This is a genomic window from Kitasatospora cineracea, from assembly GCF_003751605.1.
Classification (GTDB): domain Bacteria; phylum Actinomycetota; class Actinomycetes; order Streptomycetales; family Streptomycetaceae; genus Kitasatospora; species Kitasatospora cineracea.
This window is the reverse complement of record NZ_RJVJ01000002.1, coordinates 735,125-750,017: the sequence shown is the minus strand read 5'-3', so window position 1 is coordinate 750,017 and position 14,893 is coordinate 735,125. Positions and strand designations below refer to the sequence as shown.

Annotated in this window: 16 protein-coding genes; 9 read left to right on the top strand and 7 right to left on the bottom strand. The window is 74.5% G+C overall.

Translation table 11 applies throughout. The features are described from left to right. Positions 1-42 precede the first annotated feature (42 nt). The gene (locus EDD39_RS29860; protein ID WP_123562011.1) at positions 43-456 is read right to left on the bottom strand and encodes a YchJ family protein; all 414 of its coding nucleotides are present in this window, start codon (positions 454-456) and stop codon (positions 43-45) included. 176 nt (positions 457-632) lie between these two features. On the opposite strand from EDD39_RS29860, the gene EDD39_RS29855 reads away from it, so the two are divergent. After that, positions 633-1,127, top strand: a complete 495-nt coding sequence (locus EDD39_RS29855) for a hypothetical protein (protein ID WP_123562010.1) — start codon at positions 633-635, stop codon at positions 1,125-1,127. Positions 1,128-1,190: 63 nt separating this feature from the next. Here EDD39_RS29855 and EDD39_RS29850 read toward each other — a convergent pair whose 3' ends face one another. Next, entirely contained in the window at positions 1,191-1,583 is a 393-nt protein-coding gene (locus EDD39_RS29850) for an RNA-binding S4 domain-containing protein (protein WP_030461376.1), read from the bottom strand. 96 nt (positions 1,584-1,679) lie between these two features. Between EDD39_RS29850 and EDD39_RS29845 the strand changes: the two genes are divergently transcribed. Beyond that, a complete protein-coding gene (locus tag EDD39_RS29845) occupies positions 1,680-3,686 on the top strand; it encodes an oxidoreductase (protein ID WP_123562008.1) in 2,007 nt (668 codons plus the stop codon). Between the two features lie 176 nt (positions 3,687-3,862). Here EDD39_RS29845 and EDD39_RS29840 read toward each other — a convergent pair whose 3' ends face one another. Beyond that, positions 3,863-4,738 (bottom strand): S1 family peptidase, encoded by an 876-nt coding sequence (locus EDD39_RS29840; RefSeq protein WP_123562006.1) that lies wholly within the window; start codon positions 4,736-4,738, stop codon positions 3,863-3,865. A 306-nt stretch (positions 4,739-5,044) separates the two neighbouring features. Between EDD39_RS29840 and EDD39_RS29835 the strand changes: the two genes are divergently transcribed. From EDD39_RS29835 to EDD39_RS29815, 5 genes are all read left to right on the top strand, one after another. Then, positions 5,045-5,602, top strand: coding sequence for a PadR family transcriptional regulator (locus EDD39_RS29835; protein ID WP_123562004.1), 558 nt, complete (start codon positions 5,045-5,047; stop codon positions 5,600-5,602). Positions 5,603-5,668: 66 nt separating this feature from the next. Then, a complete protein-coding gene (locus tag EDD39_RS29830) occupies positions 5,669-6,760 on the top strand; it encodes an LLM class flavin-dependent oxidoreductase (protein ID WP_123562003.1) in 1,092 nt (363 codons plus the stop codon). Beyond that, positions 6,757-7,380 (top strand): FMN reductase, encoded by a 624-nt coding sequence (locus EDD39_RS29825; RefSeq protein WP_123562001.1) that lies wholly within the window; start codon positions 6,757-6,759, stop codon positions 7,378-7,380. The genes EDD39_RS29830 and EDD39_RS29825 overlap by 4 nt, the downstream gene beginning before the upstream one ends. A gap of 18 nt (positions 7,381-7,398) precedes the next feature. Next, positions 7,399-7,710, top strand: a complete 312-nt coding sequence (locus EDD39_RS29820) for a GNAT family N-acetyltransferase (RefSeq protein ID WP_123561999.1) — start codon at positions 7,399-7,401, stop codon at positions 7,708-7,710. A gap of 242 nt (positions 7,711-7,952) precedes the next feature. After that, positions 7,953-8,780 carry a DUF1028 domain-containing protein gene (locus tag EDD39_RS29815; protein WP_123561997.1) on the top strand — a complete coding sequence of 276 codons (828 nt, stop codon included), beginning with the start codon at positions 7,953-7,955 and terminating at the stop codon, positions 8,778-8,780. A 377-nt stretch (positions 8,781-9,157) separates the two neighbouring features. On the opposite strand, the gene EDD39_RS29810 is transcribed toward EDD39_RS29815, so the two are convergent. Further along, entirely contained in the window at positions 9,158-10,309 is a 1,152-nt protein-coding gene (locus tag EDD39_RS29810; RefSeq protein ID WP_123561995.1) for a trans-sulfuration enzyme family protein, read from the bottom strand. A gap of 111 nt (positions 10,310-10,420) precedes the next feature. On the opposite strand from EDD39_RS29810, the gene EDD39_RS29805 reads away from it, so the two are divergent. Then, positions 10,421-10,903 carry an Lrp/AsnC family transcriptional regulator gene (locus EDD39_RS29805; protein WP_244257359.1) on the top strand — a complete coding sequence of 161 codons (483 nt, stop codon included), beginning with the start codon at positions 10,421-10,423 and terminating at the stop codon, positions 10,901-10,903. Between the two features lie 17 nt (positions 10,904-10,920). Here the strand turns inward: EDD39_RS29805 and EDD39_RS29800 are convergent, their stop codons facing one another. Beyond that, positions 10,921-11,883, bottom strand: a complete 963-nt coding sequence (locus EDD39_RS29800; protein WP_123561991.1) for a TrmB family transcriptional regulator — start codon at positions 11,881-11,883, stop codon at positions 10,921-10,923. A gap of 205 nt (positions 11,884-12,088) precedes the next feature. On the opposite strand from EDD39_RS29800, the gene EDD39_RS29795 reads away from it, so the two are divergent. Continuing rightward, complete coding sequence (locus EDD39_RS29795; protein ID WP_162870247.1) at positions 12,089-12,526, top strand: ATP-binding protein; 438 nt, start codon at positions 12,089-12,091, stop codon at positions 12,524-12,526. A gap of 161 nt (positions 12,527-12,687) precedes the next feature. Here EDD39_RS29795 and EDD39_RS29790 read toward each other — a convergent pair whose 3' ends face one another. Further along, a complete protein-coding gene (locus EDD39_RS29790; protein ID WP_123561986.1) occupies positions 12,688-13,851 on the bottom strand; it encodes an alpha-hydroxy-acid oxidizing protein in 1,164 nt (387 codons plus the stop codon). Between the two features lie 52 nt (positions 13,852-13,903). Continuing rightward, entirely contained in the window at positions 13,904-14,890 is a 987-nt protein-coding gene (locus tag EDD39_RS29785; RefSeq protein WP_123561984.1) for a LacI family DNA-binding transcriptional regulator, read from the bottom strand. Between the last annotated feature and the right edge of the window lie 3 nt (positions 14,891-14,893).

Sequence of the window (14,893 nt, the reverse complement as noted above, 5' to 3'; positions counted from 1 at the left end):
CGAAGCCCGACCGCCGCCCGGTGGAGGCGAGTTGACGGGGCGTCAGGACTTGACGTCGCCGTCCAGGTAGACCCACTCGCCCTGGTGGCGGACGAACCGGCTGTGCTCGTGCAGGGAGCCGGCCCGGCCGCCCTCCCGGTAGTGGGCGCGGAACTCGACGGTGCCCTCGGTGTGGAACGGGCCGCCCTCGCCCGCGCCGAGGATCTCCAGCCGCTCCCAGCGCAGCGCCGGGTCGAAGTCCACCTCGGCGGGCCGGGTGTCCGGGTGCCAGGAGCGCAGCAGGTACGGCTCGTCGCGCACCGCGAAGGCGCTGAACCGGGAGCGCATCAGCTGCTCGGCGCTGCCCGCGGCGGCCTCGCCGCGGTGCAGGCGGCCGCAGCAGTCGGCGTACCGGGCGGGCAGGCCGCACGGGCAGTCGGCGGGGGCGGCGGGGGCGGGGGTGCGTCGGCGGGCCATGGGGTCCATTATCGCGCGCCCGGCGCCCCGGCCCGGCGGTGCGGCCGGCCGCCTCCGCCCGGGCCCCGCGGCGCGGCGCGGGCATGGGTCCGGGCGGCGCGGGCAGGATGGGCGCGTGCCGCGTCCGGTGCGGCGCCGGGGCGGGACGACCGTCGGCGAGGGCGAAGGGAACCGCGATGAGCGACCACCACCACAACGTGCTGCTGCTCGGCTTCGACGACCGGGCGCAGTGCCGCCTGGCCTACGAGGACGCGATGCACCTGCCCGGACTCCGGCAGGTCGCGGTGCTGGAGCGCGACGAGCAGGGCATCGTCGACATCCCGGAGAGCCACATCCGCGGCGCGGGCGTCCCCACCGTCGGCTCCGGCCTGGTCGGCGGCCTGGTCGGGCTGCTCGGCGGGCCGATCGGCGTGCTGCTGGGCTTCGCGGCGGGCGCGGCGATCGGCAACGCGGCCGAGCAGGCCGAGATCACCGACGGCGGCGCGGGCCTGATCGTGCTCTCCTCGCGGGTCGGCAACGGCCGGGCGCTGCTGGTGGTCGACCTGGTCGAGCACCAGGCCGGGCCCGCCGACGAACTGGCCGCGAAGTACGGGGCCTCGGTGGAGCGGATCTCCGCCGAGCAGTTCGCCGAGCAGGTGCGGATCGCCAAGGAGAAGGCCGCCGAGGCGTAGGCGGCAACCGGGGGCGGCGGGCCGGGGGCGGTCAGAAGTGCGGGCGGTCAGAAGTGCGGGCGGTCAGAAGTAGGGGCGGTAGCCGTCCTTGAGCTTGTCGAGGTCGCGCCGCTCGCGCTTGGTCGGGCGCCCGGCGCCGCGGTCGCGCTGGGCGACGGCGGCCGGGCGCTCGGTGCGGGGCGGCGGCGGGGGGCTGTGGTCGACGTAGCAGGTCTCGGCGACGGGGGCGCCGACCCGCTTGGCGATCGGGCGGACCACCTGGACGATCCGCTCCCGGCCCTCGACCCGGACCCGGACGTCGTCGCCCGGCTTGACGTGCTGCGCGGGCTTCGCGGTGGCCCCGTTCACCTTGACGTGCCCGGCCCGGCAGGCCGCGCCCGCTGCCGAGCGGGTCTTGATCAGCCGGATCGCCCAGATCCAGCTGTCGATCCGCACGCTCGCCTCGTCCGTACTCATGGCACGACTGTAGTCCCGCTCACGTTTTTGCAACTAGTTGCACAGCTGGTCCGCCGCGCCCTACCGTTGGGTAACAAATCCTGACCGGAGGCGTCGATGACTGCTGCGTACCCCCACCTGCTGGCCCCGCTCGACCTGGGCTTCACCACCCTGCCGAACCGGGTGGTGATGGGCTCCATGCACGTCGGCCTGGAGGAGGCGGAGCACGGCTTCGAGCGGATGGCGGCCTTCTACGCGGAGCGCGCCCGCGGCGGCGTCGGCCTGATCGTCACCGGCGGCATCGCCCCCAACGAGGCCGGCCGGCCCTGGGGCGGCGGCGCCAAGCTCACCACCGAGGACGAGGCCGCCGAGCACCGCGCCGTCACCGACGCCGTGCACGCCGCGGGCGGGAAGATCGCCCTGCAGATCCTGCACTTCGGCCGGTACGCCTACCACGAGGACCTGGTCGCCCCGTCCGCCCTGCAGGCCCCGATCAGCCCGTACGTCCCGCACGAGCTGACCGCCGAGCAGATCGAGCGGACCATCGAGGACTTCGCGCGCTGCGCCGAACTCGCCCGCTCCGCCGGGTACGACGGCGTGGAGGTGATGGGCTCCGAGGGCTACCTGATCAACGAGTTCACCGCCGCGCAGACCAACCACCGCACCGACGAGTGGGGCGGCTCCTACGAGAACCGGATGCGTTTCCCGGTCGAGATCGTCCGGCGGGTGCGCGAGCGGGTCGGGCCGGACTTCATCCTGATCTACCGGCTGTCCATGCTCGACCTGGTCCCCGGCGGGTCCACCTTCGACGAGGTGGTCCGGCTCGCGCGGGAGGTCGAGGCGGCCGGGGCGACCATCATCAACACCGGCATCGGCTGGCACGAGGCCCGGATCCCCACCATCGCCACCTCGGTGCCGCGCGGCGCCTTCGCCTGGGTGACCAGGAAGCTGATGGGCAAGGTCGGCGTCCCGCTGGTCACCACCAACCGGATCAACACCCCCGACCTGGCGGAGGAACTGCTCGCCACCGGGCACGCCGACCTGGTCTCGCTGGCCCGGCCGATGCTCGCCGACCCCGCCTTCGTCAACAAGGCCGCGGCCGGCACCCCCGAGGCGATCAACACCTGCATCGGCTGCAACCAGGCCTGCCTCGACCACACCTTCAACGCGAAGATCACCTCCTGCCTGGTCAACCCGCGGGCCTGCCACGAGACCGAGCTCGTCCTCGCCCCCACCCGCCGGGCCAAGCGGATCGCCGTGGTCGGCGCCGGACCGGCCGGCCTCGCCTTCGCCGTCTCCGCCGCCGACCGCGGCCACCACGTCACCCTGTTCGACGCCGCGACCGAGGTCGGCGGGCAGCTGAACGTCGCCCGGCAGGTCCCCGGCAAGCAGGAGTTCGACGAGACGCTGCGCTACTACCGGCACGAACTCGCCCGCACCGGCGTCGAGTTGCGCCTGGGCGCGGTCGTCGGCGCGGACGAGCTGACCGGCTGGGACGAGGTCGTGCTGGCCACCGGCGTCACCCCGCGCACCCCGCAGATCGACGGCGTCGACCACCCCAGCGTGCTCGGCTACCTGGACGTGCTGCGCGACGGGGCGAAGGTCGGCGGGAAGGTCGCGGTGATCGGCGCGGGCGGCATCGGCTTCGACGTCGCCGAGTACCTCACCGACCCGGGCGCGGACGGCCCCGACTTCCTCGCCCAGTGGGGCGTCGACCGCGAGCACACCTCCCCCGGCGGCCTGGCCGCCCCCGAGCGGCCCGCCGGCCCGCGCCAGGTCTTCCTGCTCCAGCGCAAGGCCGGCAAGGTCGGCGCCGGGCTCGGCAAGACCACCGGCTGGATCCACCGCACCGAACTGCGCCACCGCGGCGTGCTGATGGTCCCCGGCGTCGAGTACCGCCGGATCGACGACGCCGGCCTGCACGTCACCGTCGACGGCCAGGAGCAGGTCCTGCCCGTCGACACCGTGGTGCTGTGCGCCGGGCAGGAGCCGCGCCGCGACCTGCTCGACGCCCTGCGCGAACGCGGCGTCGAACCGCACCTGATCGGCGGCGCCGACGTGGCCGCCGAACTCGACGCCAAGCGCGCCATCGACCAGGGCACCCGGCTGGCCGCGGCGCTCTGAGCGGGCGTCAGCAGTAGCTGAGCGGGCAGCCCCGGCGCAGGCAGTGCTGGGCCGCCCGCAGGTACATCGCGGCGAAGCCCGCGGGGTCTCGATCCGCTGACCCGCCGACAGCGCGCCGGTGCCCACCGGAGCCGTGGTCGGGGAGCTCCGGTGGGCACCTGTGGGGGCGGGGCGGGTCAGTAGATCGAGACCCCGTAGGCGGAGAGGGCCTCGGTGACGGGCTGGAAGAAGGTGGTGCCGCCGGTGGTGCAGTTGCCGCTGCCGCCGGAGGTCAGGCCGAGGGCCTTGCTGCCGTCGTAGAGCGGGCCGCCGGAGTCGCCGCCCTCGGCGCAGACGGTGGTCTGGATCAGGCCGCTGACGGTGCCGCCGTCGGAGTAGCGGACGGTGGCGTTCAGGGCGGTGACCTTGCCGCTGTGGGTGCCGGTGGTGGAGCCGGTGCGCTTGACCGCCTCGCCGACGTAGGCGTTGGCGGCCGTGTAGCCGCCGGGGTGGCTGAGCGAGGTGTTGGTGTAGCGGACCAGGGCGTAGTCGTTGCCGGGGAAGCTGGAGCCGGCGGTGGTGCCGGCCACCGTGCTCTGGCCGGAGTTGGTGTACCAGGTGCTCGCGATGTTGCCGCAGTGGCCGGCGGTCAGGAAGTAGTACGTGCTGCCCTTGACCACGTTGAAGCCCAGCGAGCAGCGGTAGCCGCCACCGTAGATCGCGGCGCCCGCCGACAGCAGCGGGGTGAAGGCGCCGGAGGTGCGCTCGACCTTGAGCCGGGCGGCGTCCGCCCCGGCGGCCTTGGTGAGCCGGGCGAGCGCGGCCGGGGTGACCGTGCTGTCGGCCGTCACGACGACCCGCCCGTCGGCCGGGTCGGTGTGCCAGGCGATGCCGTTGACGCCGCTGAGCTGGACCGAGTCGCTGACCCGGGCCAGGGTGGCGGCGTCGGGCGCCGCGGTGGCGGCCCCGGCGGCGGGCACCGCGAGGGCGGTCGCGGCCGCGAGGGCGGCGGCCACGGCGAGCAGGCGGCCGCCGGTGCGGCGCGGACGGGAAGTGGTGCGCGTGGTCCTCACAGATCTCCTCCTGGGGGAGTGGGAGAGGCCCTGGGGTAGGGGCCGTGAGGCGCGGGCAGGCACGGACCGGGCCGGCCTGATGGGCCGGTTTTGATCTGATCCTGACAGGCGCTATTCGGGAGTATGCGGACATCCGGCGGAGCTGCGCAAGACCCGGTAAGCGCTTTCTGTCCGGGTGATAGATCGTCAAAGCCCCGTCAAAGCACGGGAATTGAAGCTCCGGCGGATCGCGGGGCCCGGAGGCCGCCCCGGCCGGGACGGGCCGGTCGGCGGGGGCCCGGACGGGGCGGCCCGTACGATCGCCGCATGTCACTGCCGCACGCGATCCTCACCGCCCTGCTGGAGAAGCCGTCCTCGGGGCTGGAGTTGACCCGGCGGTTCGACCGGTCGATCGGGTTCTTCTGGTCGGCCACCCACCAGCAGATCTACCGCGAGCTGGGGCGGCTGGAGCGCGAGGGCCTGGTCCGGGCGTCCGGGCCGGCGACGGGGCGCGGGCAGCGCAAGGAGTACGAGGTGCTGCCGGACGGGCGGGCCGAACTGGCCCGCTGGACCGGCCTCGCGCAGGACCCCAAGCCGGTCCGGGACCCGCTGCTGCTGCGGCTGCGGGCCGCCGCCGTGCTGGGCCTGGACGGGCTGGAGGAGGAGCTGGCCCGGCACCGGGCGCTGCACCGGGCGCAACTGGCGGAGTACCTGGAGATCGAGCGGCGGGACTTCCCGCCGGAGGCGGCGGCCGGGGAGAACCGGTTGCAGCACCTGGTGCTGCGCGGCGGCATCCAGCTGGAGTCGTTCTGGCTGGCCTGGCTGGACGAGGCGCTCGAAGAGGCCGGGAGCGGGGCCGGGGGCGGGCCGGAGGGCGGGGAATAGGGCGGAGTGGCGTGCCGTTGTCGCAGGTGGTTGAATGTTGAATCAACCTCGAAGGAGTTGAGAACGGTGCAGTTCGGCATCTTCAGCGTCGGCGACGTGACCACCGACCCCACCACCGGGCGGACCCCGACCGAGCACGAGCGGATCAAGGCCATGGTGGCCATCGCGCTCAAGGCCGAGGAGGTCGGGCTGGACGTGTTCGCCACCGGCGAGCACCACAACCCGCCGTTCGTCCCGTCCTCGCCCACCACCATGCTCGGCTACGTCGCGGCCCGGACCGAGAAGCTGATCCTCTCGACCTCCACCACGCTGATCACCACCAACGACCCGGTGAAGATCGCCGAGGACTTCGCGATGCTCCAGCACCTCGCCGAGGGCCGGGTCGACGTGATGATGGGCCGCGGCAACACCGGCCCCGTCTACCCCTGGTTCGGCAAGGACATCCGCCAGGGCATCCCGCTCGCCGTCGAGAACTACGCGCTGCTGCACCAGCTCTGGCGCGAGGAGAACGTCGACTGGCAGGGCCGCTTCCGCACCCCCCTGCAGTCCTTCACCTCCACCCCGCGCCCGCTCGACGGAACGCCGCCGTTCGTCTGGCACGGCTCCATCCGCAGCCCCGAGATCGCCGAACAGGCCGCCTACTACGGCGACGGCTTCTTCGCCAACAACATCTTCTGGCCCAAGGAGCACTTCCAGCAGCTGGTCGACCTCTACCGGGAGCGCTACGCCCACTACGGCCACGGCACCCCCGAGCAGGCGATCGTCGGCCTCGGCGGGCAGGTCTTCATGCGCAGGAACTCCCAGGACGCCGTCCGCGAGTTCCGCCCGTACTTCGACAACGCCCCCGTCTACGGCCACGGCCCCTCAATGGAGGAGTTCACCGAGCAGACCCCGCTCACCGTCGGCAGCCCGCAGGAGGTCATCGAGAAGACCCTCGCCTTCCGCGACACCTTCGGCGACTACCAGCGCCAGCTGTTCCTGATGGACCACGCCGGGCTCCCGCTCAAGACCGTCCTGGAACAGCTCGACCTGCTCGGCGAGGAGGTCGTCCCCGTGCTGCGCGCCGAGTTCGCCAAGAACCGCCCGGCGGACGTCCCCGACGGGCCCACCCACGCGGCCCGGGCGGCCCTCCGGGAGACGGAGGTGGCGTCCAAGTGAGCGCCCTCAAGCTCGTCGTGGTGACGGCCGGGCTCAGCGTCCCGTCCTCCACCCGGCTGCTCGCCGACCGCCTCGCCGAAGCCACCGCCCGCGACCTGCGCGAGGCGGGCCGGGACGTGGACGTCCGGGTCGTCGAACTGCGCGGACTCGCCCGGGACATCGCCGACAACCTGGTCACCGGCTTCCCGCCGCCCGCCCTGCGCGACGCCGTGCGGGCGGTGGAGGAGGCGGACGGGCTGATAGCCGTCACACCGATCTTCTCCGCGTCCTACAGCGGGCTGTTCAAGTCCTTCGTGGACGTGCTCGACAAGGACGCGCTCACCGGCAAGCCCGTGCTGATCGCCGCCACCGGCGGCACCGCCCGGCACAGCCTCGCCCTCGAACACGCCATGCGGCCGCTGTTCGCCTACCTGCGCGCCGTCGTCGTCCCCACCGCCGTCTTCGCCGCCTCCGAGGACTGGGGCGCCAACGGCACCGACGGCTCGCTCGCCGGACGGATCGCCCGCGCGGCCGGCGAACTCACCGAGAGCCTCGCCGGCCGGCCCGCCACCCCTCGGGCCCGGGCGGCCGAGCAGGTCGTCCCCTTCGCCCAGCAGCTCGCGGCGCTCCGCGCCCACTGACACCCAGGAGTCACCACCATGGAACCCCAGGTCCGCGACCACGCCGAAGAGTCCCGCTTCGAGATCAGCACCGACGCCGGACTCGCCGGCTTCGCCGAGTACCAGCTCCGCGACGAGGGGCGGACGGTCGCCTTCGTGCACACCGTCATCGACCCCGCGTTCGAGGGCCAGGGGCTGGGAGGCAAGCTGGCCCGCGCCGCGCTGGACGCCGTCCGCGAGCGGGGCGCCGCCGTCCTGCCGTACTGCCCGTTCATCCGCGGGTGGATCGCCAAGCACCCGGAGTACGTGGCGCTGGTGCCGGAGGAGAAGCGGGCGAAGTTCGAGCTCTGAGCGGAACGCGAGACGCGAAAACAGGGGCGCGGGGAACTGCGCGCGGAGGGAGTCGCACGTCGGTGCGGTCGCGGGACAGTGCAACACACTGTTCCGCGAGGCGATCCGGCTGTGCGTGCTCGGTTGGCCGCGCAGTTCCTCGCGCCCCTGCTTTCGCGTCTCGCGGTCCGCCTCTTGCCGGGGTTTGCCAGGGGCGTTCGGGGCGTGGACGAACCGCCCGCTGAGGGCTATCGTCGCGGGTCGTGACGTTCTCCATCGTGGCCCGGCAGGGCACCGCTCTCGGTGTGGCTGTGGCGAGCAAGTTCCTTTCGGTCGGTGCGCTGGTGCCCGCGGCCGAGGTCGGTGTCGGCGCGCTCGCCACGCAGGCGTGGGCCAATCTGGCGTTCCGGCCGCAGGGGATGGCGATGTTGCGCAGCGGGGCCTCGCCCGGGGAGGCGGTGGCGGCGCTGCTGGCTGCCGACGGGCGGCGGGCGCACCGGCAGGTGGGGGTGGTCGGGCCGGACGGGCGGGCGGAGACGTACACGGGGGAGGAGTGCCTGCCCTGGGCCGGGGGGCTGGCCGGGGACGGGTACGCGGTGCAGGGGAACATCCTGACCGGGCCCGAGGTGGTGCGGGACATGGCGGACGCCTGGCTGTCCTCCTCCGGGCTGCCGCTCGCCGACCGGCTGGTGGCCGCGCTCTCGGCCGGCGACGCGGCGGGCGGGGACGCCCGGGGCCGGCAGAGTGCCGCGCTGTACGTGGTGGACCCGGGGCGGGGCGTCGGCGGCTGGGGCGACCTGGCGTACGACCTGCGGGTGGACGACCACCCGGACCCGGTGGCCGAGCTGCGCCGCCTGCTGGCCGTCCACGAGGTGCTGCACGGGACGCCCGACCCGGCCGAGCTGCTCCCGTTGGAGGGGGAGCTGGCCGAGGAGGTGCGGCAGTTGCTGGCGGTGCTCGGCTACGGCTCGCTGGACCGCTGGGCGGGCGTGGAGAACCTGGAGGGCCGCCTGGTCGAGGGGAAGGTGGACCCGCTGGTGCTGGCCCACCTGCGGACCTGTGCCGAGGAGCGCCGGGCGAAGGGAATCTGACGGCAATTCGGGGAACGCGGTGGAACCGCCGCGGCGACGCGGCGGTGCTCGCTGCTCCGGCGCGCCTCCCGGAATTCGGGCCGCGACAGTTCGCGCCCGGGCCTTCACGGCCCCTTGACCTCTGTGGAGATGACCCGGCACCGGCTTCGCGGGCGACGGGCAGGTCACCTTCACCGGGATGGTCACCAGCAGCGGCGACGACGCCGTGGCGCTCCCGGTCGTCTTCCTCACCTCGACCGGCAACCTGGTCCCCGGCCGGGTCAAGGCCCAGGTCGAGAACCCGCACACCGACGAGTGGGCGGACGCGCAGCTGGAGAACGACGGCTCGGAAGGCCGCCCCGGCGCCCGGCCGGTGGCGGCCTTCCGGGCCGGCGGGGTCAGCGGGGGAGGGCCTTGGCGAGGTCGGCGATCAGGTCGTCCGGGTCCTCCAGGCCGACGGACAGCCGCAGGACGGCCTCGGCGGGCTTGTGGGCGGCGGCGACCGGGCGGTGGGTGAGCGAGGCGGGGTGCTGGATCAGGGTGTCGACGCCGCCGAGCGAGACCGCGTGGGTGATCAGTTCGCAGCGTTCGGCGATCGCCGCGGCGTGCGCGAAGCCGCCGGCCGCCTCGAAGGCCAGGGTGCTTCCGCCGCCCAGGAGTTGGCGTCCGAGCAGGGGCGAGCCGGAGCGGCCGGGGTAGTGCACGGCGGCGACCTCGGGCTGTTCGGCCAGCCAGTCGGCGAGCCGGGCGGCGGTGGCGGAGGCGGCGCGCACCCGCAGCGGGAGGGTCTGCAGGCCGCGGTGCAGCAGGTAGCCGGCCAGCGGGTGCAGGATCGCGCCGGTGACGGCCCGGACCCGGCGCAGCCGGGCCGCCCAGTCGGCGGTGCAGGCGACGGCCCCGGCCAGCACGTCGCCGTGGCCGCCGATCGACTTGGTGGCGGAGTGCAGGACGAGGGTGGCGCCGTGCCGGGCGGGCTGCTGGAGCACCGGGGTGGCGAAGGTGTTGTCGACCAGCAGCGGTACGTCGCCGCAGCGTTCGGCGATCGCGGTCAGGTCGAGCAGGTCCAGGGTGGGGTTGCCGGGGGTCTCGACCAGGACGAGTCCGGTGTCGGGGCGCAGGGCGGCGGCCAGGGTGTCGGGGGTGACCCAGGTGACCTCGGTGCCGAGCAGGCCGGAGTCGAGCAGGTGGTCGGAGCCGCCGTACAGCGGGCGCAGCGCCACCACGTGCCGGCGGCCCTCGGCGGCGGCGGCGAGCAGGCAGGCGGAGAGCGCGGCCATGCCGGAGGAGAAGGCCACCGCCTCGGCGCAGCCCTCGAGTTCGGCCAGCGCCTGTTCGAAGCGGGCGACGGTGGGGTTCCACAGCCGCTGGTAGACCAGGCCGCCCTCGGCGGGCGGGCGTCCGCCGGTGGCCAGCGCCTGGTAGGCGTCGCCACCGGTGGTGAGGTCCGGCACGGGGTAGGTGGTGGACAGGTCGAGCGGGGGGACGTGCGTACCGAGTCCGGCGAGGTCGTCGCGGCCGGCGTGCACGGCTCGGGTGTCGAGTCGGCTCATGGCGCTCGATGGTGAACGGGTGGGCGTCGAATGGCCAGAGTGACGGCAGATGATTCGGCTGCGGCGGCGGCACCCTTGCGGATGTTCGGCGCGGCCCGGCAGGCTGGGGGAGTGCCGAACATTCCACGGGCCCGCGCGGCGGAGCTGGACGCCGTCGACCGGGCGATCGTCCGGGTGCTGCTGGCCGACGCCCGGACGCCCAACAACGCGCTGGCCGAGCAGGTCGGGGTGGCGCCGTCCACCTGCCTGGCGCGGGTGCGGGCGCTGCGCGAGCGCGGGGTGATCGCCGGGTACCACGCGGAGCTCGACCTGCCGGCGGTCGGGCTGCCGCTGCAGGCGATGATCTCGGTGCGGCTGCGGGCGCACACCCGGGAGCAGAACGGCAGTTTCCGGGCCGCCGCGCCCGGGCTGCCGGGGGTGCTGGCGGTGTTCCACATGGCGGGCAGCGACGACTACCTGCTGCACGTGGCGGTGGCCGGGCCGGAGCAGCTGCGCTGCTTCGTGGTGGACCACCTGACCACCCACCCGGCGGTCGCGCAGACCCGCACCAACCTGGTCTTCGAACGCATCCCCGGAGTCGGCTCGCCGATCTGACGCTGCGTCAATTCGCGTTACAGCCAGCCGCGTCTGGCGGCCTGCAGCCCGGCCTGGAAGCGGGTCTGCGCGTTCAGCTCGGCCATCAGCTGGGCGATCCGGCGGGTCATGGTGCGCTGGGTGATGCCGAGGCTGCGGGCGATCGCGGCGTCCTTCGCCCCGGCGGCCATCATGGCGAGCAACTCCCGGTCCTTGTCGTCGAGTTCGCTGGCGGGCCGGTCGGCGGCGAGCGGGGTGGCGCGCTCCCACAGCAGGTCGAAGCAGGTGACCAGGGCGGTCAGCAGCGGGGAGGGGCGGATCCACAGCGCGGCGGTCGACTCGGTGGCCTCGAAGCTCAGCGGGATCATCGCGCACCGCCGGTCCGCGACCAGCATCTTCATCCGCACCGAGGGCAGGCTGCGGGCCTGCTCCCCGGCGTCCACGCAGCGCAGCACGAACTCCCGCTTGTCGGAGCTCTCCAGGCCCGGCGCGTCGTACAGCACCCGGCACTCCACGCCCCGGGCGAGCAGCTGGAACTCGATCGGGTTGTCCGTCGGGGAGTCGAAGTACGGCGGGCAGTCGATCGCCAGGATCTCCTGCTGGGCGCCGAGTTGGAGCTGCTCGGCGCGGTGGCGCAGGGCGTCCCGGCCCTCCACCAGTTCGACCAGCTCGCTGGAGACGGACGGCCCGAGGTCGGCGTAGGCGAGTGCCAACTCCCGTACCTTCACCCGCAGTCGGTCCAGGTCGTGCTGGCGCCGGGTGGCCAGCGCGTCCACCGCGACCTCGGGCGGGGCGGCGGTGTACCGGGTCGGGCTGCCGGCCAGCCTGGTCACCAGGCCGCTGGCCACCAGCCGGTGCAGGGCGGTGCGCAGCGCGCTGGGCGGGGCGTCCAGCGACTCCGCGAGGCGGGCGGAGGTGGCGCGCGGGGTGGCCAGCACCCGCAGGTACAGTGCGCTCTCCAGGGTGCCGAGGCCGAGGGGTTCCAGCAGGTCGTCGGACATGATCCACAGGATATGGGCGCGTTGGCGAGTTGTGGCCACTGTCCAGCATCCGCCGCCGCAGTTGGGCCCGTTCGGCCTTACCGTACTGAGTATCGGTAATCTGTCCGGTTCGTTCGGACGGGGCAGGGCTGCCGAGCCCCGACGCGGCCGGACGACGGCGCCCTTCCGCTCCCACCCGGTCGCCCCCGTTGTGAAGGGACCGACCATGGCTGTCGCGGACCCACCCCAGACCGTGCGCTACTGCCTGAGCCTGGCCACCGTGCCCGCGTCCGTGCCCGAGGCGCGCCGCGCCGTGCGCACCGAACTGACCGCCCGCGGACTGGACGCGGACCACCCGCTGACCGACACGGTGCTGCTGGTGGTCAGCGAACTGGTCACCAACGCCGTCCGCCACGCCGCGCCGCGCTCACCCCGGGTCACGCTCCAACTCGACTTCTGCGCGGGCGGACTGACGGTCGGGGTGCACGACCGGCATCCGCACTGTCCGCGGCGCCCCGAGGTGCCGCACCAGGACGGCAGCGGCGGCTGGGGCCTGGGCCTGGTGCACGAGCTGGCCGCGCTGGCCGGCGGCGCGACGGAGACCGTCGCCGACCCGGACGGCGGCGGCAAGACCATGCTGGTGCGGCTCCCGGTCGAGCGCTGAGCGCTCCCGGGCGGGCAGCTGGCGCGGGGCCGGCGCCGTGTCCCGGCGGACGCCGGTTGGGAAGACGATCGTCGGACGACCCCGCGGCTCCACTCTCCTGCATGCGTTCTGTTATTGCAAGTAAGTCGCAATAAGGTCGGGTGCGCGGCAGGAAGGGGTGCTCAGCAGCGCCGCAGCGCGCCCGGCGCGCGCAGGCTCGCCAGCGACGGGTACCCGTCCACCGCCATCAGCAGGTCCGCCTCCGCCAGCAGCGAGCGCAGCACGTGCACCGCCCCCGCCTCGCCGCCCAGCGCCAGCCCGTACACGTACGGCCGGCCCACGCCCACCGCCGTCGCACCCAGCGCCAGCGCCTTCACCGCGTCCGCGCCGCTGCGCACGCCCGAGTCGAACAGCACCGGCAGGCCGTCCGCCGCCTCGACCACCTCGGCCAGCGACTCCAGCGCCGGCAGCCCGCCGTTCGCCTGCCGCCCGCCGGGGTTCGAGCAGTACACCCCGTCGACGCCCGCGTCCTTGGCCCGGCGCACGTCCTCCGGGTGGCACAGGCCCTTCAGCACGATCGGCAGGCTGGTCAGCGAGCGCAGCCACGGCAGGTCGTCCCAGGTCAGCGGATTGCCGAAGATCTGCACCCAGTCCATCACCGCGCCCCGCGGATCCCCGTCCGGGTCCTGCAGCCGGGCCCGGAACACCGGGTCCGAGGTGTAGTTCGCCAGGCAGTGCCCGCGCAGCTGCGGGAAGCTCCCGCTGCCCAGGTCGCGCGGCCGCCAGCCGGTCACCCAGGTGTCCAGGGTGACCACGATCGCCCTGAACCCGGCCGCCTCCGCCCGGTGCACCAGCGACTCGGCCAGCGCCCGGTCGGTCGGCGTGTACAGCTGGAAGAACCCCGGCGTGCCGCCCAGCTCCGCCGCCACCGCCTCCATCGGGTCCACCGACAGCGTGGACGCCACCATCGGCACCCCCGTCCGGGCCGCCGCCCGGGCCGTCGCCAGGTCCCCGTGCCCGTCCGGCGCGCACAGCCCCACCACCCCCACCGGGGCCAGGAACAGCGGCGAGGCCAGCTCCAGCCCGAACAGCTCCACCCGCAGGTCCCGCTCCTTCGCGCCGACCAGCATCCGCGGCACCAGCCCCCACCGCTCGAACGCCGCGACGTTCGCCCGCTGGGTGTGCTCGTCGCCCGCCCCGCCCGCCACGTACGACCACAGCTCCGGCGCCAGCGCGTGCCGCGCCCGCTCGGCCAGGCCCTCGTACGTCATCGGGAACTTCGGGGCGACGCCGAACAGCGCCTCGAAGTAGACCTCGTTCTGGTAGTCGCCGAACTGGGGGGACATCCGCGCTCCTTCGGGTGGGGGAGGCCACGTTCCAACGGTTACCGGCTGGTAGTCAAGGGCGGGCCGGACGCAGCACCAGCCGGGTCGCCACGGTCTCCGTGCGCGGCGGCGTCGCGTCCCCGTCCAGCCGGGCCAGCGCCAGCCGGGCCGCCGTCGCGCCCAGCAGCGCCGGGTCCTGCGCGACCGCCGACAGCGGCGGCTCCAGCACCTCCGCCAGCGGCAGGTCGTCGAACGACAGCAGCGCCACGTCCCGCCGCCCCGAGCGTCCCAGCGCCAGCAGCGCACCCGTCGCCGCGTTCACGTTCGACGCGAACAGCGCCGTCGGCGGCTCCGGCAGGGCCAGCAGGGCCAGCGCCGCCCGCTCCGCCGCCGCGGCCGTCCGCGCCCCCGCCACCAGGGCGTCCGGCGCCGGCAGCCCCGCCGCCGCCAGCGCCTCCCGCCAGCCCGCCAGCCGCTCCCGCCGGGTGTACATCGACGCCGGCAGGTCGCCCAGGAACCCGATCCGCCGGTGCCCCGCCGCCACCAGGTGCGCCACCCCCGCCCGCGCCCCCGCCCGGTTCGACGACACCACGCAGTCCGCACCCGGCCCCGGCCGGTCCAGGTACACCAGCGGCACCCCCGCCCCGGCCGCCGCCGCCAGCGTCTCCCCGCCACCCGCCGGCACCACCAGCAGCGCACTCGTCCGCCGCGCCAGGAACGCCCCCACCACCTCCGCCTCGCGCGCCCGGTCCCCGCCCGAACACCCCAGCAGCACCGTCAGCCCGCGCCCGCGCACCGCCTCCTCCACCCCGCCCGCCAGCGCCCCGAAGAACGGGTTGCCCAACTCCGGCAGCACCAGCCCCACCGTCGAGTCCGGCCCACCGGTCCGGATGCTGCGCGCCATCAGGTTCGGTCGGAACCCCAGCCGCGCCACCACCGCCAGCACCCGCTCCCGGGTCGCCGCCGCGACCGGCCCCTCCCCGTTCAGCACCCGTGACACCGTCTTCGCACTCACCTGCGCCTCGCGCGCCACGTCATGCAAGGTCGGCCGACGCTCCATCCC

Excerpts from the sequence above, each read along its gene's own strand:
- EDD39_RS29835 (WP_123562004.1), top strand. The coding sequence starts at position 5,045 with ATGTCACTGCCGCACGCGATCCTCACCGCCCTGCTGGAGAAGCCGTCC.
- EDD39_RS29785 (WP_123561984.1), bottom strand. The coding sequence starts at position 14,890 with ATGGAGCGTCGGCCGACCTTGCATGACGTGGCGCGCGAGGCGCAGGTG.
- EDD39_RS29810 (WP_123561995.1), bottom strand. The coding sequence starts at position 10,309 with ATGAGCCGACTCGACACCCGAGCCGTGCACGCCGGCCGCGACGACCTC.
- EDD39_RS29860 (WP_123562011.1), bottom strand. The coding sequence starts at position 456 with ATGGCCCGCCGACGCACCCCCGCCCCCGCCGCCCCCGCCGACTGCCCG.
- EDD39_RS29855 (WP_123562010.1), top strand. The coding sequence starts at position 633 with ATGAGCGACCACCACCACAACGTGCTGCTGCTCGGCTTCGACGACCGG.
- EDD39_RS29790 (WP_123561986.1), bottom strand. The coding sequence starts at position 13,851 with ATGTCCCCCCAGTTCGGCGACTACCAGAACGAGGTCTACTTCGAGGCG.
- EDD39_RS29800 (WP_123561991.1), bottom strand. The coding sequence starts at position 11,883 with ATGTCCGACGACCTGCTGGAACCCCTCGGCCTCGGCACCCTGGAGAGC.
- EDD39_RS29845 (WP_123562008.1), top strand. The coding sequence starts at position 1,680 with ATGACTGCTGCGTACCCCCACCTGCTGGCCCCGCTCGACCTGGGCTTC.
- EDD39_RS29850 (WP_030461376.1), bottom strand. The coding sequence starts at position 1,583 with ATGAGTACGGACGAGGCGAGCGTGCGGATCGACAGCTGGATCTGGGCG.
- EDD39_RS29820 (WP_123561999.1), top strand. The coding sequence starts at position 7,399 with ATGGAACCCCAGGTCCGCGACCACGCCGAAGAGTCCCGCTTCGAGATC.
- EDD39_RS29795 (WP_162870247.1), top strand. The coding sequence starts at position 12,089 with ATGGCTGTCGCGGACCCACCCCAGACCGTGCGCTACTGCCTGAGCCTG.